24 protein-coding genes are annotated in these 25449 nt (G+C 44.6%); 23 read left to right on the forward strand and 1 reads right to left on the reverse strand.

Translation table 11 applies throughout. The annotated features are described in order from the left end of the window. The first annotated feature begins 241 nt into the window (after positions 1–241). Together glmU and VM640_RS15295 are read left to right on the forward strand one after the other, a co-directional pair. Positions 242–1603 carry a bifunctional UDP-N-acetylglucosamine diphosphorylase/glucosamine-1-phosphate N-acetyltransferase GlmU gene (gene glmU, locus VM640_RS15290; protein ID WP_325393750.1) on the forward strand — a complete coding sequence of 454 codons (1362 nt, stop codon included), beginning with the start codon at positions 242–244 and terminating at the stop codon, positions 1601–1603. Between the two features lie 15 nt (positions 1604–1618). Next, positions 1619–2560: a ribose-phosphate diphosphokinase gene (locus tag VM640_RS15295; RefSeq protein ID WP_325393752.1), complete on the forward strand. Its 942-nt coding sequence runs from the start codon at positions 1619–1621 to the stop codon at positions 2558–2560. Positions 2561–2575: 15 nt separating this feature from the next. On the opposite strand, the gene VM640_RS15300 is transcribed toward VM640_RS15295, so the two are convergent. After that, positions 2576–3370, reverse strand: coding sequence for a PRC-barrel domain-containing protein (locus VM640_RS15300; RefSeq protein WP_325393755.1), 795 nt, complete (start codon positions 3368–3370; stop codon positions 2576–2578). Between the two features lie 340 nt (positions 3371–3710). Here VM640_RS15300 and pth point away from each other — a divergent pair, with 340 nt between their 5' ends. From pth to VM640_RS15405, 21 genes are all read left to right on the forward strand, one after another. Further along, positions 3711–4268: an aminoacyl-tRNA hydrolase gene (pth, locus tag VM640_RS15305; RefSeq protein ID WP_325393757.1), complete on the forward strand. Its 558-nt coding sequence runs from the start codon at positions 3711–3713 to the stop codon at positions 4266–4268. A 105-nt stretch (positions 4269–4373) separates the two neighbouring features. Beyond that, the gene (locus VM640_RS15310) at positions 4374–4550 is read left to right on the forward strand and encodes a hypothetical protein (protein ID WP_325393759.1); all 177 of its coding nucleotides are present in this window, start codon (positions 4374–4376) and stop codon (positions 4548–4550) included. A gap of 131 nt (positions 4551–4681) precedes the next feature. Next, complete coding sequence (gene mfd, locus VM640_RS15315) at positions 4682–8227, forward strand: transcription-repair coupling factor (protein WP_325393761.1); 3546 nt, start codon at positions 4682–4684, stop codon at positions 8225–8227. Between the two features lie 38 nt (positions 8228–8265). Further along, positions 8266–9279 (forward strand): peptidylprolyl isomerase, encoded by a 1014-nt coding sequence (locus tag VM640_RS15320; RefSeq protein ID WP_325393763.1) that lies wholly within the window; start codon positions 8266–8268, stop codon positions 9277–9279. Between the two features lie 308 nt (positions 9280–9587). Then, positions 9588–10136 carry a stage V sporulation protein T gene (gene spoVT, locus VM640_RS15325; protein ID WP_325393765.1) on the forward strand — a complete coding sequence of 183 codons (549 nt, stop codon included), beginning with the start codon at positions 9588–9590 and terminating at the stop codon, positions 10134–10136. Positions 10137–10278: 142 nt separating this feature from the next. Further along, on the forward strand, positions 10279–11742 hold the full coding sequence (gene yabN, locus VM640_RS15330; protein WP_325393766.1) for a bifunctional methyltransferase/pyrophosphohydrolase YabN: 1464 nt from the start codon (positions 10279–10281) through the stop codon (positions 11740–11742). Positions 11743–11818: 76 nt separating this feature from the next. Continuing rightward, on the forward strand, positions 11819–12094 hold the full coding sequence (locus tag VM640_RS15335; RefSeq protein WP_325393768.1) for an HU family DNA-binding protein: 276 nt from the start codon (positions 11819–11821) through the stop codon (positions 12092–12094). Between the two features lie 90 nt (positions 12095–12184). Beyond that, entirely contained in the window at positions 12185–12460 is a 276-nt protein-coding gene (locus tag VM640_RS15340) for an RNA-binding S4 domain-containing protein (protein ID WP_325393769.1), read from the forward strand. A 420-nt stretch (positions 12461–12880) separates the two neighbouring features. Further along, positions 12881–13120: a sporulation protein YabP gene (gene yabP, locus VM640_RS15345; protein WP_414648016.1), complete on the forward strand. Its 240-nt coding sequence runs from the start codon at positions 12881–12883 to the stop codon at positions 13118–13120. 15 nt (positions 13121–13135) lie between these two features. After that, on the forward strand, positions 13136–13642 hold the full coding sequence (gene yabQ / locus VM640_RS15350; protein WP_325393818.1) for a spore cortex biosynthesis protein YabQ: 507 nt from the start codon (positions 13136–13138) through the stop codon (positions 13640–13642). A gap of 199 nt (positions 13643–13841) precedes the next feature. Further along, complete coding sequence (locus VM640_RS15355; RefSeq protein ID WP_325393772.1) at positions 13842–14084, forward strand: sigma factor-like helix-turn-helix DNA-binding protein; 243 nt, start codon at positions 13842–13844, stop codon at positions 14082–14084. Beyond that, positions 14059–14388 (forward strand): FtsB family cell division protein, encoded by a 330-nt coding sequence (locus VM640_RS15360; protein WP_325393774.1) that lies wholly within the window; start codon positions 14059–14061, stop codon positions 14386–14388. The genes VM640_RS15355 and VM640_RS15360 overlap by 26 nt, the downstream gene beginning before the upstream one ends. A 104-nt stretch (positions 14389–14492) precedes the next feature. Then, a complete protein-coding gene (locus tag VM640_RS15365; protein ID WP_325393776.1) occupies positions 14493–14876 on the forward strand; it encodes a S1 RNA-binding domain-containing protein in 384 nt (127 codons plus the stop codon). 217 nt (positions 14877–15093) lie between these two features. Continuing rightward, a complete protein-coding gene (locus tag VM640_RS15370; RefSeq protein WP_325393778.1) occupies positions 15094–17187 on the forward strand; it encodes a SpoIIE family protein phosphatase in 2094 nt (697 codons plus the stop codon). A gap of 40 nt (positions 17188–17227) precedes the next feature. After that, a complete protein-coding gene (tilS, locus tag VM640_RS15375) occupies positions 17228–18649 on the forward strand; it encodes a tRNA lysidine(34) synthetase TilS (RefSeq protein WP_414648017.1) in 1422 nt (473 codons plus the stop codon). A 128-nt stretch (positions 18650–18777) separates the two neighbouring features. Further along, the gene (gene ftsH / locus VM640_RS15380) at positions 18778–20721 is read left to right on the forward strand and encodes an ATP-dependent zinc metalloprotease FtsH (RefSeq protein ID WP_325393782.1); all 1944 of its coding nucleotides are present in this window, start codon (positions 18778–18780) and stop codon (positions 20719–20721) included. 12 nt (positions 20722–20733) lie between these two features. Beyond that, positions 20734–21183 carry a nucleoside-diphosphate kinase gene (gene ndk / locus VM640_RS15385; RefSeq protein ID WP_325393784.1) on the forward strand — a complete coding sequence of 150 codons (450 nt, stop codon included), beginning with the start codon at positions 20734–20736 and terminating at the stop codon, positions 21181–21183. 177 nt (positions 21184–21360) lie between these two features. Beyond that, positions 21361–22071: a DUF881 domain-containing protein gene (locus tag VM640_RS15390; protein WP_325393786.1), complete on the forward strand. Its 711-nt coding sequence runs from the start codon at positions 21361–21363 to the stop codon at positions 22069–22071. A gap of 3 nt (positions 22072–22074) precedes the next feature. Continuing rightward, positions 22075–22761 carry a DUF881 domain-containing protein gene (locus VM640_RS15395; protein WP_325393789.1) on the forward strand — a complete coding sequence of 229 codons (687 nt, stop codon included), beginning with the start codon at positions 22075–22077 and terminating at the stop codon, positions 22759–22761. Between the two features lie 119 nt (positions 22762–22880). Then, positions 22881–24551: a formate--tetrahydrofolate ligase gene (locus VM640_RS15400; protein WP_325393791.1), complete on the forward strand. Its 1671-nt coding sequence runs from the start codon at positions 22881–22883 to the stop codon at positions 24549–24551. 377 nt (positions 24552–24928) lie between these two features. Further along, the gene (locus VM640_RS15405; RefSeq protein ID WP_325393793.1) at positions 24929–25420 is read left to right on the forward strand and encodes an HD domain-containing protein; all 492 of its coding nucleotides are present in this window, start codon (positions 24929–24931) and stop codon (positions 25418–25420) included. Positions 25421–25449 lie beyond the last annotated feature (29 nt).

Below are 25449 nucleotides of genomic sequence, written 5' to 3' on the forward strand. Positions count from 1 at the left end.
AAAACAGAACCCCTTTAGCCCAGTAAAATCAATAGTTCGGAGAGGTCATTTTCCAATTTGGGACTACACTTTCGTTGGCAAACCCTAGAAGCCTTGATATTACTGCGTTTGGAATAAATTGTCGCCAAACTTGGGATATAATAAAGATAAGATGAGAATAAAAGGAGGAATTTTGTGGTTTTTTGACGAATAATTTTATTTCAATAGTTTTCGGTTAAACTAGGGTTGGAGGCGAAAAGCCATGCCTAATTGGGCAGCAGTCATCCTGGCTGCGGGGAAAGGAACACGAATGAAATCTAAGCTTCCCAAAGTGATGCATCTCTTGGCAGGGAAGTCGATGATTGAGCATGTCCTGGATCTAGTGAAAAAGAATGAAGTAGAACGATCTTTGGTTATTCTAGGACATGGACGAGAAAAAATTGAGGAATTTCTAGCTGGACGAGCTGAAATTGTTATTCAGGCGGAACAGTTAGGGACAGGTCATGCCCTGATGCAGGCCCTTCCTTATCTTGACGGAGTGGATAATATCGTAGTTTTAAGTGGCGACCAACCTCTAATCCGGCCAGAGACCTTAGCTGAACTAATTCGGATTCATACCGATTCCCAGGGAGCAGCGACGCTTCTCACAGCCCAGTTCGATAATCCTTATGGATATGGTCGGGTTGTTAAAGATGGGGAAAAGTTTGTTAAAATCGTGGAAGAGAAGGATGCAACCTCTGAAGAACGGGCCATCAGGGAAATTAATACTGGAACCTACTGTTTTAACGTGGCCAAACTCAGGGAAGCTCTACGGAGAATTAAGCCTCAAAATGCCCAGGGTGAATACTACCTAACTGAAGTCTTTGATATATTTGTGACCCAGGGGGAAAAAATCACAACTTTTTGTACTAAAGATGGGAATGAGGCATTGGGGATCAATAGCAGAGTACAATTGGCTGAAGCCGAGCACGTGCTTCGCGAGCGTATTCTTCACTATTGGATGGATGAGGGGGTTACGATTATCGATCCAGCCTCTACCTTCATTGGTTGTGAGGTTAAGCTGAGCCGTGATGTGGTAATCGAACCCTTCACTACCTTAAAGGGTAAGACTCGGATAGCCGAGGATGTTATCCTGGGCCCACAGACGACCTTAGAGGATTGCGTCTGTGAAACCGGGTGTCAAGTGGCACACTCGGTGGCTAAGAAGGCGCAAATCGGTCCTAGGTGTAACGTCGGGCCTTTTGCTTACCTTAGGCCTGGAACGGTCTTAGAGGCAGGAGTTAAAGTTGGGGATTTTGTGGAGATCAAAAACAGTAGGATCGGTCAAGGAAGCAAAGTTCCGCATTTAAGCTATGTTGGTGATTCCCAAGTGGGCCAATCCGTCAATATTGGGGCTGGGACTATAACGTGTAATTATGATGGGATCAACAAACATCAAACCATAATTGGGGATAATGTATTCATTGGAAGTAATACTAATCTCGTAGCCCCTGTGGAAATTGGCGAAGGGGCTGTAACGGGTGCTGGTTCAACGATTACCAGAAATGTACCCGCTTATGCTTTGGCTGTTGAGCGGAGTACCCAGAAGCTAAAGGAAAATTGGGTTCGCAATAAGAAACAATAGGGGGATAAAAAAGGAATGTCGGTCAAGGAGTTAAAAATATTTTGCGGTAACGCTAACCGCGAACTTGCGGAAGAAATCTCAGAATATCTAGGGGTCCCGCTGGGAGAAGCTAAAGTTAAACGCTTTCAAGATGGCGAAATAGCAATTGAAATCAATGAAAGTGTACGGGGAGCAGACGTTTTTGTTCTGCAACCAACTTGTAATCCAACCAACGATAATATTATGGAACTTCTGATTATGATTGATGCTTTAAAACGGGCCTCTGCTCGCCGTATTACTCCAGTGATCCCCTATTATGGGTATGCCCGACAAGAACGAAAGTCAAGAGCGCGTGACCCGATTACCGCTAAGCTCATGGCCAATTTAATCACGACTGCAGGAGCAGACCGGGTGGTAACGATGGATCTTCATGCCCCGGCTATTCAAGGATTCTTTGATATTCCCGTGGATCATTTGCCAGGTGTACCGATTCTTGCTGAGTACTTCCTAAATAAAGGACTTAAGGATGTAGTCGTCGTTTCTCCTGATTTAGGGGGAGTGCAACGATCACGTAACCTAGCTGAGCGAATAGGAGCAACACTCGCAATTATTGATAAACGACGTCCAGAACCGAATGTCTCACAGATTATGAATGTCATCGGCGATATTCAAGGTAAAACTGTGATCATGATCGATGATATAATTGATACCGCGGGGACTATTACCCAAGGAGCGCAAGCTTTAATGGATCGGGGAGCGAAAGAGGTTTTCGCCTGCTGTACGCATCCTGTCTTATCCGGTCCCGCACTCGATCGACTTGAAAAATCGGTAATTAAAGAGGTCATTGTTACGAATACGATTCCGCTCGATCCAGAACGCAGGATCCCCAAAATCAAGACACTTTCGGTGGCTCCTTTGTTGGGATCAGCGATCGTCCGCATTCATGAGGATCTTTCCGTCAGCAAGTTATTTAGTTAATTGAGTCCCCTGGGGTTAACCCAGGGGTTCTTTGGTTGTTGGATTTGGCATAGGAGAATCAGGATTCTCGTTAGAAGTACTTTCTAAGGGTTGCGAGGCAATGTCTGTGTTTCTGATTGGCTCGGGAGTGGATTCCTTAAGATTCTCTGCCTCTTGTGCCAGAGGAGAGTCTTCCTCCTGAATCATTTTTTCAGCCAGGCCTAGTGGTTTTCCTTTTTTGAAATGCTTACCTAAAGAATGTGTCGTTTCGCTGGCCAGATTCGAGGTGGAATGGATCAGAGATTTAAAGCTGTCGCTTATTCCTTTGTCCGCCGCCACAAGATGGGCTTCGCTCCCTTTTTCAGTAACGATGACGTCTTGACCAATAGTCAAAATATACTCCGCTTGCAAGAGGGCCTTGCCATTCAGAAGACCCTCCAGCTTGCCGCCAGAGATCTCAATCCGGGTAATTCGGCCTGTTTCTGGATCAATATAATATTCTTCAGCGACTCCGAGGGTTTTACCACTTTGGGTAATGACGCGTGTGCCAATAATTGAGAGCTTTTCTTTAATTAAGCTAAGGATCTCCGGAAGACTGGCTGATTTCTCGACATGATCGCCTTTGTCAATGGTAATGGCATCATCTCCAACACTGATTACTTTACCGTAGGGAATGATGCGTTGGTCCTTAAAGAACCCTTTAAGGTCAATGACGAGAGCAGCTAAGGACTTAGTATGCGCATCAATCACTAGGCTTTTGACATAACCGACATGTTGCCCTTCGCTTAGAGAGACAATCGGCAAAGATAGAAACTTACGGCTTGGTTTCAAGTCTATTCGCCCCCTTATTTTACTTATTTAATCCTACGATGCATGTGTTTAAGTCCGGCAGGATAAGGCGGCTATAGCTTCTGCCTTCGCAATGCTTGGGACAAGCTAAGTCTTCTTTATCCTACGATGCATGTAATTATGTCCGGCAGGATAAGGCGACTAAGCAGCCGCCTTCGCTAACGCTTGTCGCCAGCTAAGTCTTCTTTATCCTATGATGCATGTAATTATGTCCGAGAGGATAAGGCGACTATTCTTTAATACAGTAGAGAACTGTAAACTTGTTTTTCCTTCAAAACTTATTCATGAGATGTTTTCAATATGCTTAAAGGAAGTGAAATAGATGAAACTTATTGTAGGGTTAGGAAACCCAGGTGCGCAATATGCAGAGACTCGACATAATGTGGGGTTCTTACTCTTGGATACTTGGGCTGAAAAGCTGAAGTTGGATTTCCGGCCCAAATTTCAGGGGCTAATGGCGGAAACACAAGAGGCGGGAGAAAGGGTATTTCTACTCAAACCTCAGACCTTTATGAATCTCAGTGGTCGCTCAATTCGTGAACTGACTCAATTTTATAAAATTCCTTCAAAGGATATTCTCGTTGTCCATGATGACATGGACTTACCTTTGGGTCGGATTCGTCTCCGACAATCGGGGAGCGCTGGCGGGCATAACGGGATCAAGTCGACGATTGCTGAAATCGGAACAGAGGAGTTCTGGCGCCTGAAAATCGGAATTGGTAGGCCGCTAGCCGGATGGGACCCTGCTCGTTATGTACTGGCTTCATTCACAAAAGATGAAGTTCCCTCGATGGAAGATGTGCTGGATCGCGGACAAGAAGTCTTGCGACTTTGGGTTCAGGATGAGAGTAATAAGGCAATGAATATGTATAATCGCTAAACAGTAGTACAGGCAAGCTAACTAGCATGAATTCTAGAGACTACTCTGCATTCGGGTATAACCTTGCGAAGTGAAGGTTAACCTAAGAGGAGGAGGTGCTGGGTAATGTTAGTGCTAAAAATCTGTCAAGCCTGTGATCGAGTTCTCGGCGAACTTGAAGTGGATGACTTGACCTCTGAACGGCCTGATTCTATAATAAATCTCGTGGGTAATGTTGCGTATGCTTTATGCCCAGACTGCCTGGGCCAATTAGAAGTGGAGCAAGATCGACGATTTAATTAAAAAACCTATAAGATTGAACGGGGGTATATTTTAAATATACCTCTATACTCTTCTTGTGTTTAAATGCGCTATGAATGGGGGTCCCAGCTCGGACGTTCAATTTTTTTGTGTGAGTAAATGAGTTTGAAAGGATGGACGGGTTGAGTACAATTCATCATTATCTCCGGCAGGGTCTGGATATTGACGAGATTCAAGCAGCGCTTGTTCGAAAAGAATGGCCACAAATGGTTTATAATTTATCGGGAAGCCAAAAGAGTGCGCTGGTTGCAGAACTTTTAAGTTCGGGTAAAACGGGGCTAATCCTGACTTACTCGGAGGAAGCAGCCCAAAAGTGGGCAAATGATTTGAAGGCTTGGTTACCCGATAAATCCATTCTCTATTTCCCGGCAACGGAGTGGTTACCGTTTGAGGTTCTCGGCCGGAGCAGGGAGACTACGGCTGAGCGGATTAAGGTTTTAAACCAGCTTGCTCAAAATAAGCAACAGATTGTAGTGACTCCAATTCTCGCAGTGGATCGCCGGATGTATTCTGAGAAGCGCTGGAAGGAGTATACGCAGGAGTTTAGACAAGGAGAGGCCTATGTACTGGCTGATGTGATAGCAAAGCTTGTAACGGCGGGTTATGATCGCTTAGAGCTTGTCGAGGGGAAAGGCCAGTTCGCTCTTCGAGGCGGGATTCTCGATATTTATCCTTTAGATGGGGAACCCCTGCGGATTGAGTTTTTTGATGATGAGGTCGATTCAATCCGTATCTTTGATTTAGATACTCAAAAATCGACCCAACCCTTGGACCACGTTTCAGTTCCTCCGGTCCTTGAATATGTTGTTCGTCCCGAGGAGCTGGAAAGTCTACGGTGGGAGGTCCGGGCTCAAGCGCGCAAGGTAGCGGGACGCTTTAATCGGAGCGGGAGGACGGAAGCTTCGGAACGGATTCAGGAGAAGGCGAAACACCTGGAAGAGCGGCTAAGCCAAGGGATTTTGGATGAAAACGTTTATCCATATCTAAGTTTGCTTGAGAATTCTCTGGATCCATTTTTTTCACTACTGGCGAAGGAAAGCTATGTCATAATGGATGAACCCTTGCGTCTGAAGGAACAATTAGAATTTCAAATGAAAGAACGGTTAGAGGAGTACACACAGGCTCTGGAAAAAGGGGAAAAATTCATGAGCCCAGAAGCTCAATTTATAACCTATCCTGAGCTCATTCAATATGGAATAAGCCAACCGTTTGTGCTGTTGTCCACACTCCCACGTCAAATTCCCGGGATTTCCCCACGTCGGATTTATAACCTTACGGCACGGACCTTAACCGGGTTCATGGGCAAGACGGGGGTCTTGGCTGAAGAAATTGAAAATTGGCGGAAAATGGGCTATGTTGTTTCCTTGTTTGCTGGAGATGAAGAACATGCTGAACGACTCATTCAAGGCTTAAGAGATCGTGGATCGATGGCCCACCTCAAGCAGCTAAACGAATCTGTTCAAGAAGGGGGAGTTTTTGTCTATGCCCTTTCCTTAGATCAGGGCTTTGAGTTGCCAATTGATAAGCTCGTCGTGCTGAGCGAGGCCGAGATCTATAAAAGGGAGAGAAAAGCTCCGTCCAAGCGGCCAGTGGTTAAGGAAACGAAGACAGTACGACTTCAGTTTTCCGATCTAAAACCGGGTGATTATGTCGTTCATGTCCACCATGGAATCGGGCAGTTTTTGGGGATTGAAAGGCTGACGGTTAGTGGCATAGCTAAGGACTACTTTACCGTAAAATACGCCGGAGAAGACCGGTTGTATGTTCCACTCGATCAGTTAAATCTTCTTCAGAAATATTTGGGTAGTGATGCCGAAACTCTCCCCAAGCTCTATAAATTGGGTGGCAATGATTGGAAAAAAGCTAAGAATAAAGCGAAAAGCGCGATCAAAGAGATGGCCTTTGATTTGGTCAAACTTTATGCTGAGCGGGAGACTGTTCAGGGGTTTGCCTTTTCCCCTGATAATGTCTGGCAACAGGAATTCGAAGAGAGATTTACCTATGAGGAGACTCCAGATCAGTTGCAAAGTATTAAAGAAGTAAAACAGGATATGATGCGTCTACGGCCGATGGATCGGTTGCTCTGTGGAGATGTCGGTTATGGAAAGACGGAAGTTGCTTTACGAGCAGCCTTTAAAGCGGTCATGGACAGCAAGCAGGTTGCCATCTTAGTTCCGACGACGATTCTTGCTCAGCAGCATTTTAATACCTTCCGGGAGCGTTTTATGGGCTATCCTGTTACGATTGAAATGCTGAGCCGTTTCCGCTCAGCTAAGGAACAGAAAGGGATTATCCAGGGTCTTAAAGAGGGAAGCATTGATATCGTAGTCGGAACGCATCGCCTCGTCGCAGATGAAATTAAGTTTAAAGACCTGGGGCTTTTGATTATCGACGAAGAACAACGCTTTGGAGTATCTCATAAGGAAAAACTCAAAACGTTAAAGGCTAATGTAGATGTTCTTACCCTTTCGGCAACACCCATTCCGCGGACACTCCATATGTCCCTAGTGGGAGTTCGGGATATGAGCGTGATTGAGACCCCCCCAGAAGATCGTTATCCGGTTCAAACTTATGTTGCCGAATTTCGCCCGGATCTAGTGCGTGATGCTATCCGTCGGGAAATCCAACGGGGCGGACAAGTTTTTTTCGTGCATAACCGAGTTGAAGATATGGAACAAGTGGTGCACTTCTTGAACGAGCTCGTGCCTGAAGCGCGTTATGGAATAGCTCATGGTCAGATGAGAGAGACCGCGCTAGAAAAGGCAATGATCTCTTTTCTCGAGCAAGAAAGCGATGTTCTCGTGTGTACAACGATTATTGAGACAGGCTTGGATATGCCGAATGTGAATACCTTAATCATCGACGAATCAGATCGGTTAGGGTTAGGGCAGCTTTACCAACTCCGAGGACGGGTGGGTCGCTCGAACCGTAAAGCCTACGCTTATTTTCTTTATAAGCCCCAGAAGATTCTCACTGAAGTGGCTGAAAAGCGCTTAACCGCGATTCGCGAATTCACAGAGTTTGGTTCTGGGCTAAGAATTGCGATGCGAGATTTAGAAATTCGGGGAGCGGGGAATTTGATTGGGGCCCAACAACATGGACATTTAGCAACTGTTGGGTTTGAACTCTATAGCCAAATGCTCAAAGAGGCAGTCCAAGAGATTAAGGGGGAAAAAGTTGAGGAAACAATTGAGCCCAGTATTGAGGTTCAAGTAGATGCCTTCTTACCTGATGATTATATTACCGATCGTCAGGCGAAAACCTCACTTTATCAGCGGATGGTGATGATCTCCACTGAAGGGGAACTCAGTGATATGGTGGATGAATTGATCGATCGCTTTGGCAATCCACCCCGCGAAGTGGAAAATTTATTAAAAATTATCCGGATTAAATGGGTCGCCGCAGAATTGAAGATTGAACAAATTCAACAGGTGAAGCAACAGGTGGTCTTCAAATTTGCTTCCGATCCTGGGCTAACAGGTGAGAAATTGATGGTTGTTGCCTTGGAGTCTCCTTTCCCCGTCTCCTTTGGAACGACCGTAGAGGGAAATTTAGAGATTAAAGTTCGTTTGCGTTCAATAGTTCAAGAAGAGATTTTAGAGGCTGTCCATCGTGTTTTACTGGTATTTAATGGTATTGCTTCGGGGACGACGCCCTGATATAATGGCAATTGATGGATTCGAAAGGGTGTGACGGCATGAAAAAATTCCGGACAAGTCTAGTTGCCGGAGTCTTAGTTTTAGCATTAAGTTTAACTGGATGTTCCTCTTTGGGCGGTGCAAAATGGGTGGCCAAGGTTAATGGCGAGGCTATCTCTTTAACGGATTATAATACCCGGATCGCCGATGTCCAAAAGGCCTATGAACAACAAGGAATGGCTTTTGATACCGAGCAAGGGAAAGCGACCTTGAAAAAGCTTCAAGCCGAAATCCTCAATGGCATGATTGGCTCCGTTTTGGTTACTCAAGACGTTAAAAAACAGGGACTGAATCTGGATGATCCAAAAGTGAAGACGGCTGAAGATAATATTAAGAAACAGGTTGGGGATGATGCAGCCTTCGCAGCCTGGCTCAAGCAACAGGCAATGACAGAGCCAGAAGTGAAGAACTATCTGGCCTTATCGGATAAGGTCACGACGGATGTTAAAGTTACCGACGCAGAGATTAAACAATATTTTGATAGTCACCAGGATCAGTACGGGGGTCAAGCGGAACAAGTGAAAGCAAGTCATATTCTTTTAAAGACAGAAGACGAAGCGAAAGCAATTATCGTTCAACTCCAAAAGAGTACCAACCTGAATGCTGATTTTGCACAACTGGCCAAGGACAAATCTACTGAACAGGGAGCTAAGGATTCTGGTGGAGAACTCGGGTACTTTAGTGCTGGTACGATGATTCCAGAATTCGAGAAGGCAGCTTTCGCACAGAAAGTAGGAACCTTCTCAACTATACCCGTGAAAACAGATGTCGGGTATCATGTGATTTTAGTTGAGGATCATAAACAGGCTGTGAAGGCTGACTTTACGAAGGTAAAAGATCAAGTGGCTAGTGATGCTTTAAATAACGCCAAGAGCTTGAAATTTGAGACCTATTTCAATGACTTAAACAAGAATGCCAAGATTGAATACGCGAAGGGGTATAACCCTCAGGATGCGACGACTACCCCTTCGACTAATACTCCTGCAGCTAATACTCCGGCAACTAAGCCTTAAGGGAATTTATTAAATCAAATCTTTGAGAAGCTGTTGATTTTAAATTAATCAACAGCTTCTTACTTTCTAATCGTTATTCCATCGCTGGATTTACTAATCACCTTATTTCTTTATTTATGGAAAAAAATGAATAATAGAGATTCGGTAGATATATACTATCAATGAAGTTAAGTCACGCGAAATTCCCGACGAACGGGGTATTCCGCATCAATAAACAGAAAAGGTTGATGGTTACCGTGTCCGTAACGGCTGAAGTGAACAGCTAGGTTCGCTCGTAAACGACAGACAATAAGGAGGGAAGAGCGTCCATGAAAGCAACAGGCATTGTAAGAAGAATTGATGATCTTGGTCGTGTTGTAATTCCAAAGGAAATTCGTCGGACACTTCGCATAAGAGAGGGAGATCCACTCGAGATCTTTGTTGATCGCGACGGGGAAGTAATTCTTAAGAAGTATTCTCCTATTGGGGAACTAGGCGAGTTTGCCAAAGAATATGCTGATTCTCTTTATGAGGCTACAGGACATATTTCCTGTATAGCAGATCGGGATGTCATTATCGCTGTCTCAGGTGCTTCGAAAAAAGAGTACATAAATAAGCCGATCTGGGTTACGCTTGAACAAGCTATGAATGAACGAAAGACCATTCACTTAAAAGCTGGGGAAACAGCGAAAGGGACGGAGGATGAAGACGAACAGGCAAAACTCACGACACAAGTTGTTGCCCCGATTATTGCAGAGGGAGATCCAATAGGTGCGGTTATCCTCATGTCCAAGGATCCCAATGTTAAGATGGGAGATTTGGAGCTCAAGTTGGTTGAGACAGCAGCGGGCTTTCTCGCTAAGCAAATGGAACAATAACAGAGAAATTAAAGCGGCAATTACGCCGCTTTAATTTCTTTGTGTAACTGGGCGGCCGCCTTCGCAAAGGCTTGCATCGGCCAATTTTCTATCTTAGCATTTATTACTGAATGTGATAGAATACAGCCGGGAGGTGGACTCAGTGAAAAGCACGTTACATGTTCTTGGTTTAGGCCCGGCAGGATTAGAAAGTATGACACTTGGGACGTATCGTTTAATCTTGTCTGCGGATAAAGTCTTCATGCGTACTTACAATCATCCGTGTGCTCAGGATTTGCTTCATGAAGGGGCTAAGCTTGAATCCTTTGATGAGTATTATGAGCAGGGTGAATCCTTTGAAGAGGTCTATGAAAATATTGTCAGGCGGTTGGAAGATGAGCTTACCAATCATGCAGAAGTTATTTATGCAGTACCAGGTCATCCGGCAGTTGCCGAACGGAGTGTCCAATTAATTATGGACAAGCTTACCCCGCAATATCGTGTCCTTCTTCATCCTTCTGTCAGTTTTTTGGATGCAATTTTTACAGCTGTTCCGCTGGATCCAATTCAAGGGTTACTGATCCGGAACTATGACGCTTTAAAAGGTTCTGGGTTGACGGGGAGTGAGTGGCTTATTATTCCCCAAGTCTATAGCTCTTTAATTGCCTCGGACGTTAAACTGGACCTGATGGAGGTTTATCCTGACGAAGCTCCAGTGATGATTGTTCAAGCTTTAGGAACTCCTGACCAGGTGGTTCAGAAAGTTAAGCTTTATGAACTTGATCATCAGAAGTTTGATCATCTGACGACAGTCCTTGTTCCTCCACATCAGGACGTTATATCCCTGACTAAGCTCCAAGAAGTAATGAAGACTCTTCGTGCTCCAGGGGGTTGCCCGTGGGATTTTGAGCAGACCCATGAGACGTTAAAACCTTACTTGATCGAAGAAAGTTATGAGGTTTTAGAAGCCATTGAACGGAAGGATATGTATAATCTAACGGAAGAATTGGGAGACTTACTATTACAAGTCGTATTTCACGCCCAAGTTGCGCATGAGGCAGGGGAGTTTGAGTTTGATGATATATTAAGAGGAATTATTCAAAAATTGATTCATCGTCATCCGCATGTCTTTGGTGAGGTTCATGTCGATAATTCAGAAGAGGTTCTGCAGAACTGGGAGGAAATTAAGAAACAAGAAAAAGGGGAAGAACGGGCACAAGGGTGGTTCCACTTTCCTCAAGCTTTACCCTCTCTAATGCTCGCAGCAAAGACCCAGAAAGCAGCTGCGAAGGTCGGCTTTGATTGGCCAGATTGGGAAGGACCCCTAGCAAAGGTACAGGAAGAGATTAAAGAACTTCAAGAAGCGATGAATTCTGGTGAGGGGATTCAGGAGGAATTTGGAGATACCCTTTTTTCTCTCGTTAATTTAGCCCGCTTCCTTAAATTAGAACCTGAGGATTCTTTACGTAAGGCCGTCTATAAGTTTCAAACTCGCTTCGAGAAGATGGCCGAGTTGGCTTTGATCGAAAGTAAAAAATTAGGAGATATAACCCTCGAAGAGATGAATTTTTATTGGGAAAAGGCAAAAATGTATGAAAAAAGTGGAAAGATTATTGAAAAGACATGAATTTTAGCAGGAGTTTAGCTATTTATCGCGAAATATAACGCGGAATACATAATACAAGTTATGGGAGGGAATTGTTTTGAATAAAGCTGATCTTGTAGCAACAGTGGCTGAAAAAACAGATATGTCAAAGAAGGATTCGGAGAAAGCTGTGAATGCAGTATTTGGTGCAATTGAAGAGGCACTTGCTAAAAATGACAAGGTGCAACTCGTTGGGTTCGGAACCTTTGAGGTCAAAAATCGTGCAGAACGTACTGGCCGGAACCCACAAACCAAGGAAAGCATTGTTATTCCTGCTTCCAAAGTTCCTAGTTTCAAAGCAGGCAAAGCGCTTAAGGATGCTGTACAACATTAATTCTAAATCAGGCATCTAGGTTTAGACGATGCGAAATCAGGTTCTTTGAACCTGATTTTCATTTATCTTTCTTTAATCGAGGTAAGGAATATGCGTATTGATAAATATTTAAAGGTCTCTCGCCTGATAAAACGGCGTACAGTTGCTAAGGATATTTGTGAGGGTGAGAAGATCCAACTTAATGGCAGGACGGCTAAACCCTCAGCAGAGGTTAAACCCGGGGATAAGATAATGATTGTGATCGGAAGTCATATTCTTGAGGTCCAGGTGGTCTCGACGCCTAACAGCGTTAAGGCGAATGAGGCGCATCTTTTGTATGACCTCATTCGGGATGAAAAACGAACGACAGCAGAAGATCAGTTGTAGGACTCGGAGTCTAGCGCAAGCTGGGCTTTTTATTTTACTAACAGAAAGTATAAGTTTTGGGCAGATAGCATAAGTGCAACTAAGGCTTCCGCCTACGCTAGAGGGCTTGGCGCCAGCCAAGTTTCTTTATTCTCCAAGAAAATATATCTGTGCCAATTAAGGCACGGGCAATGGAATAAAGTACTGAAAGGCGCGCGCAGAGGGAACTGATGCGCGCTTTCTTTATCCTACGATGCAAGTATTTATGTTCGGCAGGATAAGGCAACTAGGGCTTCTGCCTTCGCTTACGCTTGGCACAAGCCAAGTTTTCTTTATCCCCTGAAGTCTAAAGGAAAGTCTTTAAGAATAACGTTTAAGAAGAGAAGAAAGAGGGGGCTGAACAGGGTGGATAAGAATGTGGATAAAGTTCACCGACTAACCATGAATAACCGGGAGATTCTTTCGCTGACCGGAGTATTGAAGGTTCAGTCGTTTGACCCTAAAGAGATTCTGATCGAGACCGTTCAAGGTATGCTGACGATCAAAGGAGATAAGCTAGGAATTAAACACCTGGATCTTAAAGAAGGGTTAGTTGAAGTTGAAGGATTTGTTGAGGGTTTAATCTATCCTCGTCAAGCGGGCGGTTCGCGAGGAAATCTATGGGGCCGGATTTTCCGTTAAGAGGGGGAGAGTAAAATATCAGAGTTTCAGGCGTTCTTTTGGGTTGTAATAGCCGGAGTTATAGTGGGCGTGCTCTTTGATTTCTATCGTTCCCTTCGCCGCTATTTAAGATGGGGGCGTGTCACCACTTGGGTAGGTGATTTACTCTTTTCCCTAATCACCTTCGTGATCCTTTTTCGATTCTTTCAACGGGCGAACTCTTTGGATTTCCGGATTTATATCTTGTGGGGAAGTATCTTAGGGCTTTTCCTCTATCTTCGCTTTTTAAGTAGGAGCCTTATTAAAGTATACCTTTGGCTTTTCCATCTTATTTCTTATCTGCTCTGGCTATTAAGACAAGGTCTAAAGATTCCGGTTAGGGGAGTATTTATTCTGATGCGTCCACCTTATGCGCTCTTACGTTGGTTTAGCTTTCTGATTTATCGTATTCTCGAGGCACTTTTGGCTCAACCCCTCAGGCAAACGAGGATTAGGCTCTTCAATTTTGGCAAGAGGTTATTTCCTCCTAGGACTAAAGGGTAGAAATTAGCAGAAAGGATTGATTACTTATTTATCACTCGGTATAATGTAATTATCCACAGTTTGTAGTTATTTTGTACACTGTTTGTCCATGATTTGTCCACAAGTTATCCACAATCTGTGTATAACTTGAAATCTCTGTGGATAAAGAAAGCTTGATATAGGTTGAGAAAAGCCAGTTGGCAGGCAAGGGTGGAGTCGAGTGCATTTTGAGATACGCGGGTTAGAAAAACTAAGCTTTCGGGAGCGCCAAGTGGTTGTTTTGAAAGAAAAGGGGCTTTCGACCGATCAAATTGCCAAAAAACTGCATCTCAGTGCAAGTTCTGTAGCAACCTTACTTGCAAGGGCTAAGGGAAAAGGGTATGAAATCGTCTGCATTATACCAGAAGGAGAATTGGGCCTGGGAGGGAATGATTTCGATGAAGAGGACACAGAAGACAAATGAGACCCGGCCTAAAAGAATACAGAACAAAAAGAAACCAAAATTTCATCTCGGGCATCTTATCCTGTTCACTTTTCTGGCGACGGTTTTTGCAACTTCGGGATGGCAGCTTTATCAACTAGAACATCATGTTAATGGGAAGATAGCCCAGCTCAATACTGAGGAACAGAGTCTTTTGCAGGAAAAAGCTGGATTAGAAGCGGAAATTGTTAAGCTGAATACGCCGAGCTATGTTGAACAGTTAGCACGGGAGCAGTTAGGACTCGTTCGCAAAGGAGAAATCATAATTTCTCCGAAAAAACAGTAAAAATTTGTTAATGAACAAAAGGCTTGTTATCTTGACAGTTCTCTTATAAGACAGATATAATAAGATTAAGTATCGAGACTATCACAAGGAGGAGTTTGCTTCGTATGTCCATAACGGTTGGCAGCATTGTTGAAGGAGTGGTGACGGGTATCACCAATTTTGGGGCTTTTATAGAGTTGCCAGATAAGGTCACAGGACTCGTGCACATCTCGGAAGTAGCAGATGCTTATGTAAAAGATGTAAGGGATTATCTCAAGGAACAGGATCATGTAAAAGTTAAAGTGATTCATGTCGACGAGAAGGGGAAGATTGGGTTATCCATTAAACAAGCCAATCCGAGTCCTCACGTTAATCGTGAACGGCGTCAGCCAACCGTGTCTTTTGAGGATAAAATGGCTAAGTTCATTAAAGACAGTGATGAGCGTCAGTTGGATTACCGCCGCGCGACAGAATCCAAGCGAGGTGGACGAGGGTCCGGTCGGTATTAATGCATATTAGTTTGAAACGCTGGGGGAAACCCAGCGTTTTTGTGTTGGTGGCTTCAAAAATGTTGGATATATTGCTCTACTTTCCGAGAATTCTTGGGTATTCTAAGGCTATTGCAGGATTAGGTCGAAAGTTGTTAATTCCAGGTGACCTCACTAGACAAGCTTCTCCAACGGAATCCGTTATAATGTTTACATAAATTGGTAAGAAGGTGACATTATGGCGGAATGGGCGTCGTTAAAACCCAACCATGGGTTGCGCAGGGACAAACTCGTTTGGGGAGGGCAGCTTGTTTGGCAGACATTACTCGGCTGCCTGGTGGCGAGAGGGAATATTTTAGAGGTATACCCTTTTGGAATTGCCTTTGGGGCCGCTCTTTTGCTGAATGGTCAGAGAGGGGCATCTTTAGGCTTAATCGGGGTTGCACTGGGGACTATGTCCTTAGTCCTTGGCGACCTGGTCGGAACCTTACAGACACTTCTCGTTTTAACGATTTTAAGCTTAACTGTTCCCACTTTGCGCGGGAAGAAGAGGGAAGGGGCTTATTTGGGGATAATAACTGCACTCGCGTGCGGTGTGATCTCCTTTTTAGTCTTGAGTTTCTCACACCCTGATCTAGAAATGGGAATCAAGGGGTTACTTTTGAGCCTTTTTGCTGGGGCTTTAGCGATTATCTTTTGGTTTGCCCTTCGTAATCAGGAGGCGCTTTGGCGAGGAAACTTCACGCGTGAACAAGGTACAGTCTGGTTGCTCCTTCTTGTAGGCGTGATTAGCGGTCTGCAAGGAGTGAAAATCGGAGAGATTAATTTCGAAGTTACAGTTTTAAGTTTTTTTATTCTTTTTGTTGCCGAGCGGTTTGGTGCGGGACCTGCAGCTGGAGTGGGGGTAATGCTCGGCTTTTTGCCACACCTCCAGGTAAATGCCCAGAACCTCATGGAGACAGGTATTTATGGCATAGTAGGCTTTAGCAGCGGTACTTTCCAAAAGTTAGGGAAGTTAGGAATTGGCGTAGCCTTTACGGGTGTTATTCTCATGTTAACGGTTTCCTTACGCCCAGAGGCGGTTTATCCCCAACTTGCTTCCTCTGCTCTTGGACTTTTACTGTTTTTACTCTTTCCGAGTGCTCCAGCCAAAACTGATTTTCTTAAATCGAAACCGATGCCAGAAGTGGAAAGTACGGTGACAAAGGTTAAAACCGTTGCCGAGATTTTCCAGCAAATTGCGTATAGCGCTCAAGCTGCAGAGGCAGAGGTCCATCTTTCAAAACCGGATATTCCCGAACTCATGAATGTTCTGGTGGAACGAGTTTGCAAAACGTGTCCAACTATTGAAACGTGTTGGACTCGAGAATTTTATAAAACTTATCATTTTTTGTTTAGCCTATTTGAAGAAATTGAACGTGCGGAAGAAGTTAAACCTCAGGATCTACCGGTTGAGTGGAAACGCCATTGTGGACGACTGAAGGAAATGGTCTTGGGCGTCCAATTCATTATGGAACACGAAAAAAGTTTAGAGGGTTGGAAAGCCCGTTTAGCCGCGAATCAAGATGCTTTATCCCGACAGTTCCAAAGTGTTTCTCAAGTTATGGGGCATCTTGCTAAAGAACTTAATACAAGGCATAATTTTGAACAGGTCAAGTATTCGGGAGTGGCTCGTCGACGTCGTGAGTTTCTCGATATGGGAGTAGCCTCTTTCACTAAAAGCGGGAATGCCATGAGTGGAGATAACTATGCCTCCCTGGCCTTTTCTTTGACCCAGCATGCGGTAATTGTCAGTGATGGCATGGGTGTTGGGGATAGCGCAGCAAAATTAAGTGCTACAGCCTTGAGTCTTCTGGAACAACTGCTGAATACCGGCTTTGAACCGGAAGGGGCAATCCAAGCCCTTAATTCCATTTTAGTTCTGCGCTCGCCCGAAGAAAATTTTGTGACGATTGACATGGCCATCCTAGATCTTGAGAACAATGGACTGAGATTAGTTAAGGCCGGGGCATGCCCTTCTTATATTATAGGAATGAACGAAGTACGCGTGCTTCACTCTTCGAGCTTACCAGCCGGAATATTGAACCATATCGATATCCCCGTTTTGGAAGAAGAACTCTTACCAGAGGAAGTTTTGGTTTTGGTGACGGATGGGATTCAAGATCTACACAAGGATGGAACAGATTGGTTGAAAAACTATCTTGAAGAGCTGGAATTAACATCCTCCCAGAAGATTGCTCAACAAATTGTAGACGAGGCTCGGCGTGTGAGTGCGGGTCAAATGTTCGATGATGGCGTGGTTCTCGTTGTACGTAAAAAATGGGTGGATTAATGGTACACTAAAAGGGAAAGGGTGTGGGGGAATAAACATGATTTACGAAAAAATGCGGCAGTCCGTTTTGCCACTACTTCTTCCCCCGCAAGCACGGATTCTCGTGGCTGTGTCTGGTGGACCAGATTCAATGGCGTTAAGTCATGTTCTATGGAGATACGCTCAGGAGGCCAGAGAACAAGGAATTTCCCTAGTTTTAACGCATGTCCATCATGGTGTTCGCCGTGAGTCTGATGAGGAAGCAATCATGGTTCAAGAAATGGCCAAGCGTTGGGGGCTCCCCTGTGTGATTCATCGGTTTGATGCTCAGGCGTATGCTCAAGCATCAGGGCGATCTTTTGAGACGGCAGCTCGAGAATGGCGCTATACTCGGTGGAACGAAGATATGATCGAGTACAGCTGTGACTTGCTTGCCACAGCTCACCATTTGGGAGATCAAGTGGAAACCGTTCTCTACCGTCTCCTCCGGGGAAGTGGAACTGCAGGGCTAGCGGGGATTTATCCGCGCAAGGGCAAGATTATCCGCCCTTTTTTAACGATCAAGAAAGAAGATATTCTGGACTATTGCCAAACGGAGCAGATTCCTTATGCTGTGGACTATACTAACTTTCAACCTCTTTTTGTGCGTAACCGCATTCGGTTAGAGTTATTACCTGAATTAAAGAAGAATTATAATCCTAAAGTCTTAGAGGCAATTGGCAGAACTGCTGAAGTTCTGCGTTGGGATGAGGAATATTTAGAACAGCAGACCGATAAGGCATGGAAAATCTATTGTTTATCCTGCGAACATAAGCAGGTGCAATTGAGTCGGGAGGTATTCCAGGAGCCTAAAGCGATTCTCTCACGTCTGATTCGTCGGGCTGCGGCTCAGGTCACGGGTGAGCCGCGGGGTCTCGGTTTCACCTATGTTCACCAGATTTTAGACTCGGGCGGACAAATTGGCTGGAAGCAAGACTTACCTCACTTTACGGTACATATTCGCTATGATGGAATTTGGTTTTTCTGGAGGGTAAGTGTCGAACGGGCGAGCCAGGCAGAAGAGCGGCATGTCGGGGAAAACGTGAAACAGGGTAGGGAGATACCCGTTCATATGGACGTTTGGAGCGAACTGACGAGGTTTAATGCCTGGGCAGGGCTTTTTTCTGTCGAGGGGCTTAATCCCGAATTCATGCAAAATGAGGATATTCTCGCTTGGGCTGATTTTGATCAAGAAGAATTGTCAAGACTACAAGAGAATCTTATTTTTCGTTCTCGCAGACCTGGAGATGAGCTGTGGATTCAAGGAGTAGGGCATAAATCTCTGAAGAAGATTTTTCAAGAGGCGAGAATTAATTCAGAAGAGCGAGGAAGAATTCCATTATTAGCAGTTGAAAGACAAGTTTTGTGGATTCCGGGTGTCAAGCAAAGCGATTCTTGTCGAGCTGGGATTCGGCCCAAAGTTAGAGTGATTATCCGGCGCTAGCCCTGAAATAAAGCGCATTTATTACTATTAACGATTCGTTGTAAAAGCAGCGTTCTCGTGGTACAATATCTAATATTGCTTCGAAAATGAGGCGGTTTTTCCATCCATTAGAGGGGAGGACCTTAAGGTTGAAGTTTTTTAAGAATGCAGCGATTTACGTATTCATTATTCTTCTGGCCATTATGCTGATAAAATTGGCTAATCCACCGGTAAATGATAGTTTAGCGCTGGATTATACGAGTTTCAGCAAGGCCATCGTTGCGGATCAGGTTCTAGATGTAACCGGGACTACCGATCGCAGTGTCACTACCTACAAAGTGAATATGAAAGATGGTAAGAAGAACACGGTCATCGGGCCTTTAGCAAATGATGCTCTTGTACAAGATATGGTGGCACATAATGTCACCTATACTATGGAGCCACCTGTGGAGGCGCCTTGGTGGATGAGTTTACTCTCCACTTTAGTTCCTATGCTCCTCATTGTTGGCTTATTCTTCTTCATGATGCAACAGACCCAGGGTGGGGGAAACAAGGTGATGCAATTTGGGAAGAGTAAAGCACGTCTAGTCGGCGACGAGAAAAAGAAAATTACCTTTGAAGATGTTGCCGGGGCAGATGAAGTAAAAGAAGAATTACAGGAAGTTGTTGAATTCTTGAAGTTCCCGAAGAAGTTCAATGAACTAGGAGCAAAGATCCCGAAAGGTGTTCTCCTTTTTGGACCTCCTGGAACAGGTAAAACCTTGCTCGCTCGGGCAGTTGCCGGGGAAGCGGGAGTTCCATTTTTCAGTATCAGTGGCTCGGATTTTGTAGAAATGTTTGTCGGAGTTGGAGCCTCTCGGGTACGCGACCTATTTGAGCAAGCCAAAAAAAGTGCTCCCTGTATTGTTTTTATTGATGAAATCGATGCTGTTGGACGCCAACGGGGTGCCGGTTTAGGCGGCGGACATGATGAGCGGGAACAAACCCTGAATCAGTTGCTCGTTGAGATGGACGGTTTTAATGGTAATGAGGGAATCATCATTATTGCAGCAACAAATCGCCCAGATATTTTAGATCCAGCACTTTTGCGTCCAGGTCGGTTTGACCGTCAAGTTTCGGTCGATGTACCTGACGTGAAAGGTCGCGAAGAGATCCTTAAGGTGCATGTTAAAGGCAAACCTCTCAGTCAAGATGTTGAATTAGGCGTATTGGCTCGCCGGACTCCGGGTTTTACCGGGGCGGATCTTGCGAACTTAGTTAACGAAGCAGCCTTACTTTCGGCACGGCGGAATGATACCGAAGTTAAAATGCAGGCAATGGAAGACTCAGTTGAACGAGTTATTGCGGGTCCAGAGAAGAAAAGCCGTGTTATCAGTGAATACGAAAAAAAACTGGTGTCTTACCACGAAGCTGGGCATGCTCTTGTGGGGGAATTGTTGCCTCATACCGATCCCTTGCATAAAGTATCGATTATTCCTCGCGGACGTGCAGGTGGATATACGCTTCTCTTGCCGAAAGAAGATCGGAATTATATGACTAAATCTCAGCTCCTCGATCAAGTCACCATGCTTTTGGGGGGACGAGTGTCAGAAGCTTTAGTCTTGCATGAAATTAGTACAGGTGCCTCGAATGACTTGGAGCGTGCAACAGGTTTAGTCCGAAAAATGATCACTGAATTAGGAATGTCTGATGAACTTGGGCCACTGACCTTTGGCCAAAAAGAAGGGCAGGTTTTCCTCGGAAGAGACATTGGTCATGAACGGAATTACAGCGATGCAGTGGCCTATTCGATTGATAAAGAAGCTCGCCGGATCATTGATGATTGTTATCATAAGGCGCAAGAACTACTTCAGGCGAATCTGCCCAAGCTTGAGGTTATTGCTCAGGCGTTGATGAAGAGGGAAACCTTACAAGCGAAAGAATTTGCTCAGCTTATGGCTCAGTTTGATGAACCTAAGAGTGGAGACCAACTGCAGAAGGAAACTGAGACCACGGAACAAGTGAGCAGCTCAAGTTTAGCTTCTGAAGAAGTACAAGAGCCAGCGGGTTTAGAAAGTCAAGTTTTAGAAGAAGAGAATAACACGATAGATTGAGGAGGGGACAGGGTGGAAAGGACTTTTATCATGCTCAAACCTGACGCTGTTCAACGGGGTCTGGTGGGTCAAATCATCGCTCGTTTTGAATCCAAGGGATGTAAATTGGTAGGTATGAAACTCGTCAAGGTCGATCGTAACTTAGCGGAAGAGCATTATGCCGAACATAAAGGTAAAAGCTTTTTTGAACCAACGGTTAATTATATAATGTCCTCTCCTGTTGTCGCCACAGTGTGGGAAGGAAAAAATGTGATTGCAATTGCCCGTGAACTAATGGGATCAACCAATCCTGCTAGTGCCAACCCGGGAACGATTCGGGGCGCTTATGGCATGGATATTAGCCGTAATATCATCCATGGCTCTGATTCAGTGGCAAGTGCGGATCGGGAAATTGCTCTTTATTTCCGACCAGTGGAAATCTTAGAATATGACAAGGCCGGAGAAGAATGGCTTAGCGAATAAGAGCAGTGTGTAAAGGGGAGAGGACACCGCATGTGGTGTCCTTTTGCTTATACTAACAGAAAGTATAAGTTATGGGCAGATAGCATAAGTGCAACCAGCGGTTTTCGCTTTCGCAAGCTCGGCGAAAGCCGGGTTTTCTTTATAGTACAGTATAAACAGTTAAAGGAGGGCGCCGGTATGCCGTGGTCCAAGAAGGGCAAATTACTGATAGCAATGGCATCGGGCATTGTCGGGTTTATATTTGTTATTCTCCTGAAGTCGACTGGGGTTCAAGGTGTCCAAACGGTAAGAGCGGATACTTCTATTCCAAGTTTGGTACAGACCGAACAGGAAAATCAGCTAATGGCCAATGATAACGAAAAGCTGAGACAGGAACTGAGCCAATATAAGGAAGGACAAAATGCGAACCTCTTGGCTAATCAACAACTTCTGAAGGCGCAAATCAATGCAGGGTTGAACGAGGTTAAAGGATCAGGCATTCGGATTACCTTAGATGATGCGCAAACATTTTCGAATACTAATAATGATCCGAATTATTATCTCATTCATGAGGAATATATCCGGCAGATTGTGAACTGGCTTTGGAACGGGGGAGCAGAAGCTATCGCTGTCAATGGTCAACGGATAACGAGTACGACCGAGATCTTTTGCAGTGGATCCTATATTCAGATTAATGGCACCCGGCAGATGGCACCTTATATAATTGAAGCTGTGGGGGACGTGCATAATCTTCAATCGGCGCTGAAATTCTATTTCTGGGATCGTCTCGGAGAGTACCAGCAGCAGTATGGAATTACTCGCAGACTCGAGGTTCCGACTGAAACGATAACGATACCTGCCGGACAGCTCAAGAAATTCAAATATGCTGAGCCAGTTAAGGGAGGTTAAATCATGCGTAAGAAGGTTCTAGCCGTATCGGTTACCTGTGTGGCGATTGCTTTAGGTTTTTTGATCTCTCTGTCGATTCAGACGCAAAAAGATGTCGAGGCCTTGGACTTGCTTCAATCCCAACGGCTATCTTCGGTCAAAAATCTTCTCGTCGCTGCACAAGCAGACGGCACTCGGCTCAAAGAAGAGCATAACAATTTAATGCTTCAACTGGATCAAGCACGTAATCAAGGGGGAACCAGTCCAGAGTTACAGGCTCAACTCGATCATTATCAAATGATGGATGGAACCACAGCCGTTCAGGGGCCGGGAATAATGATTACCATTGATGATCGCCAACAAGATCATAAAACTGTTTTCCCTTTAACAACGGATGACTTGATGGCGATATCTAATATCCTTAAATTCGCGGGTGCAGAGGCAATTAGTATCAATGGCCAACGGATTGTCGCTCCAACAGCGATCGTCATGAGTGGAAGTACAAAATTAATCAATCAAGTTCCCATCACCCGTACGGAAGGAATGCCTTACGAAATCTTAGCGATTGGCGATCAAGATCAACTCGTTGATTATTTTAGTAAACTTGAAGCAACAGGTCTAAAACAATCGGGTATTTCTGTGAGTATTGTTCGTAAGACATTGCAAATCCCTTCTTATAAGGGAAGTTATAGCGTAGGTAAGGGGAGTTAAAGAGTATTCTTATTACATCAAATATTCAAAAAAATTTACTGATCTGCAGGGAAAACTCCCTCACTCTCGAATAATATAAAATGTTAATGTTTTTTATAAAAGGATAAGGGAGTGGAAGAATGAAAAGCGACATCGAAATTGCCCAAGAAGCCACAATGAAACCCATTATGGAAGTGGCAAGCACACTTGATCTGTTAGAAGATGAAATCGAACTGTATGGTAAATACAAAGCCAAGGTTAATCTTAGTGCCGTTGAGCGGCTAAAAGATAAGCCTGATGGTAAGCTTATTCTGGTTACGGCAATCAACCCAACTCCAGCAGGGGAAGGAAAAACAACAACAACGGTTGGCTTAGGTCAGGCTATGGCCAAATTAGGTAAAAAGGCGATGATTGCTTTACGTGAACCTTCCTTAGGACCTTGCTTTGGAATCAAAGGCGGTGCAGCAGGGGGTGGTTATGCGCAAGTCGTGCCGATGGAGGATATCAACCTTCATTTTACAGGGGACTTTCATGCGATTACGACAACCCATAATCTTCTGTCCGCTTTATTAGATAATCATATTCAACAAGGAAATCTTTTAAATATCGATCCCCGGCAGATTGTTTTCCGTCGCGTGATGGATATGAACGACAGATCACTTCGCAAGATTATTATTGGACTGGGCGGACGAACCGAAGGAGTTCCCCGGGAAAACGGTTTTGATATTACGGTTGCTTCCGAAATTATGGCGATTCTCTGCCTATCTAAAGATCTGATGGATTTGAAAGCGCGTTTTGGACGGATCGTTGTTGCTTATACCTATGAGGGTAAACCGGTTACCGCTCATGATCTTGAGGCTGAAGGGTCAATGGCTCTGCTTATGAAAGACGCAATTAAGCCGAACCTCGTTCAAACCTTAGAGAACACGCCAGTCTTTATCCATGGTGGACCGTTTGCTAATATTGCCCATGGGTGCAACAGTATTGTTGCTACTCAATTAGCGTTAAAACTCGCCGATTATGTTGTTACGGAAGCTGGTTTCGGTGCTGATCTCGGGGCTGAGAAATTCTTTAATTTGAAATCCCGTTTTGCCAACTTGAAACCTGCCGCAACTGTAATTGTGGCTACGGTCAGAGCGCTCAAGATGAACGGTGGGGTTGCCAAGGAAGATTTGGGAGCCGAAAATCTCCAAGCTCTGGCTAAAGGGATTGTTAACCTTGAGAAACACATCGAGAATATCGGTAAATTTGGTGTTCCGGCTGTTGTGGCCATTAACCGCTTCCCATCAGACACGGATGCCGAGCTGAAATTTGTTGCTCAACGCTGTCGTGAACTGGGTGCTGAATTTGCGCTTTCCGAAGTATTTACTAAGGGTGGAGAAGGCGGAATCGAATTAGCGAAAACAGTACTCAATATCGTGGACAACAAAGAATCCAACTTTAAAGTTCTTTATGAACTGGATCAGCCAATCGAGAGCAAAATCGAGAAGGTCGCTAAAGAAATCTATGGTGCCGATGGAGTTAACTTTACGAAAGAAGCTCAAAAGGATATCAAGAAGTATACAGAAATGGGATATGGAAATTTACCAGTTTGTATGGCCAAAACTCAATATTCGCTCACGGATGATCCCACTCTCCTTGGCCGGCCAACCGGATTCAAGATCACGGTACGTGAAGTCCGTCTCTCTGCAGGCGCTGGCTTCGTAGTTGCAATTACAGGCGCAATTATGACGATGCCTGGCTTACCCAAACGTCCAGCAGCGTTGAGAATGGACATCGATGCAGAAGGCAAGATTACTGGCTTGTTCTAAGAAGTAATTTTTTAGTTCAAGGAGGAGCCTCGGAGTATTTCCGGGGCTTTTTCTTTGTGCTAACAGAAAGTATAAATTTGGGGGCAGGCAGATAGTATAAGTGCAACCAGCGGCTTTCGTTCTCCTACGATGCATGTATTTATGTCCGGCAGGATAAGGCGACTATGGCTGCCACCTTCGCTAGGGCTTGGTTCTAGCCAAGTTTTCTTTATCGCTAAAGCTCGGCGAAAGCCGGGTTTTCTTTATTTAAACGTATTGACTTGACCTGTTTCACTTTCTATTTTTAGAATTTCCTGAAGGAATGCTTAAGTATTTTTTGTCAGAATTTAGCGAAATGATTATAATGGGCTTAAGCTGCTGAATAGGGAGGGAAAAACTTGGTTTCTGTTCCTCGTGTTAATTTAGTAATTGAACATCCATTATTTAAAGAATACGCCCTCAAGAATGCTCAGGCAGAAGAGAAAAGATTGTTTTGCAAACATGGCTTTGAGCATGGTTTAGCAGTAGCACGGATTGCCTATATTTATCTTTTGGAGGAAGGAAAGACGTCACTCTCCAAGGAGGTTGTTTATGCGGCAGCGGTGTTACATGATTTGGGACGATGGCGTGAATATGAAACAGGAGAGGATCATGCACTAGTGGGTGCGGAACTGGTAATGCCCATTCTCCTAGAATCTGGGTTCAACCTTGAAGAGGTGAAGGTTATCGTCCAAGGAATCAGCGAACATTGCTTTGACCCGAAACATGAATTAAGTCTTTTAGGGAAAGCATTAGCCTATGCTGATGATTGGGCTCGAGATTGTCGGAGCTGTATAAGCCAAAAAGATTGTTATAAATATTCACGAGAAATGGATGAAATTAAGAGCTAGGGAGCAAGTGTAAAGAAGAGGAGTGTTTT

This window comes from Desulfitobacterium sp., from assembly GCF_035539115.1.
GTDB lineage: Bacteria > Bacillota > Desulfitobacteriia > Desulfitobacteriales > Desulfitobacteriaceae > Desulfitobacterium_A.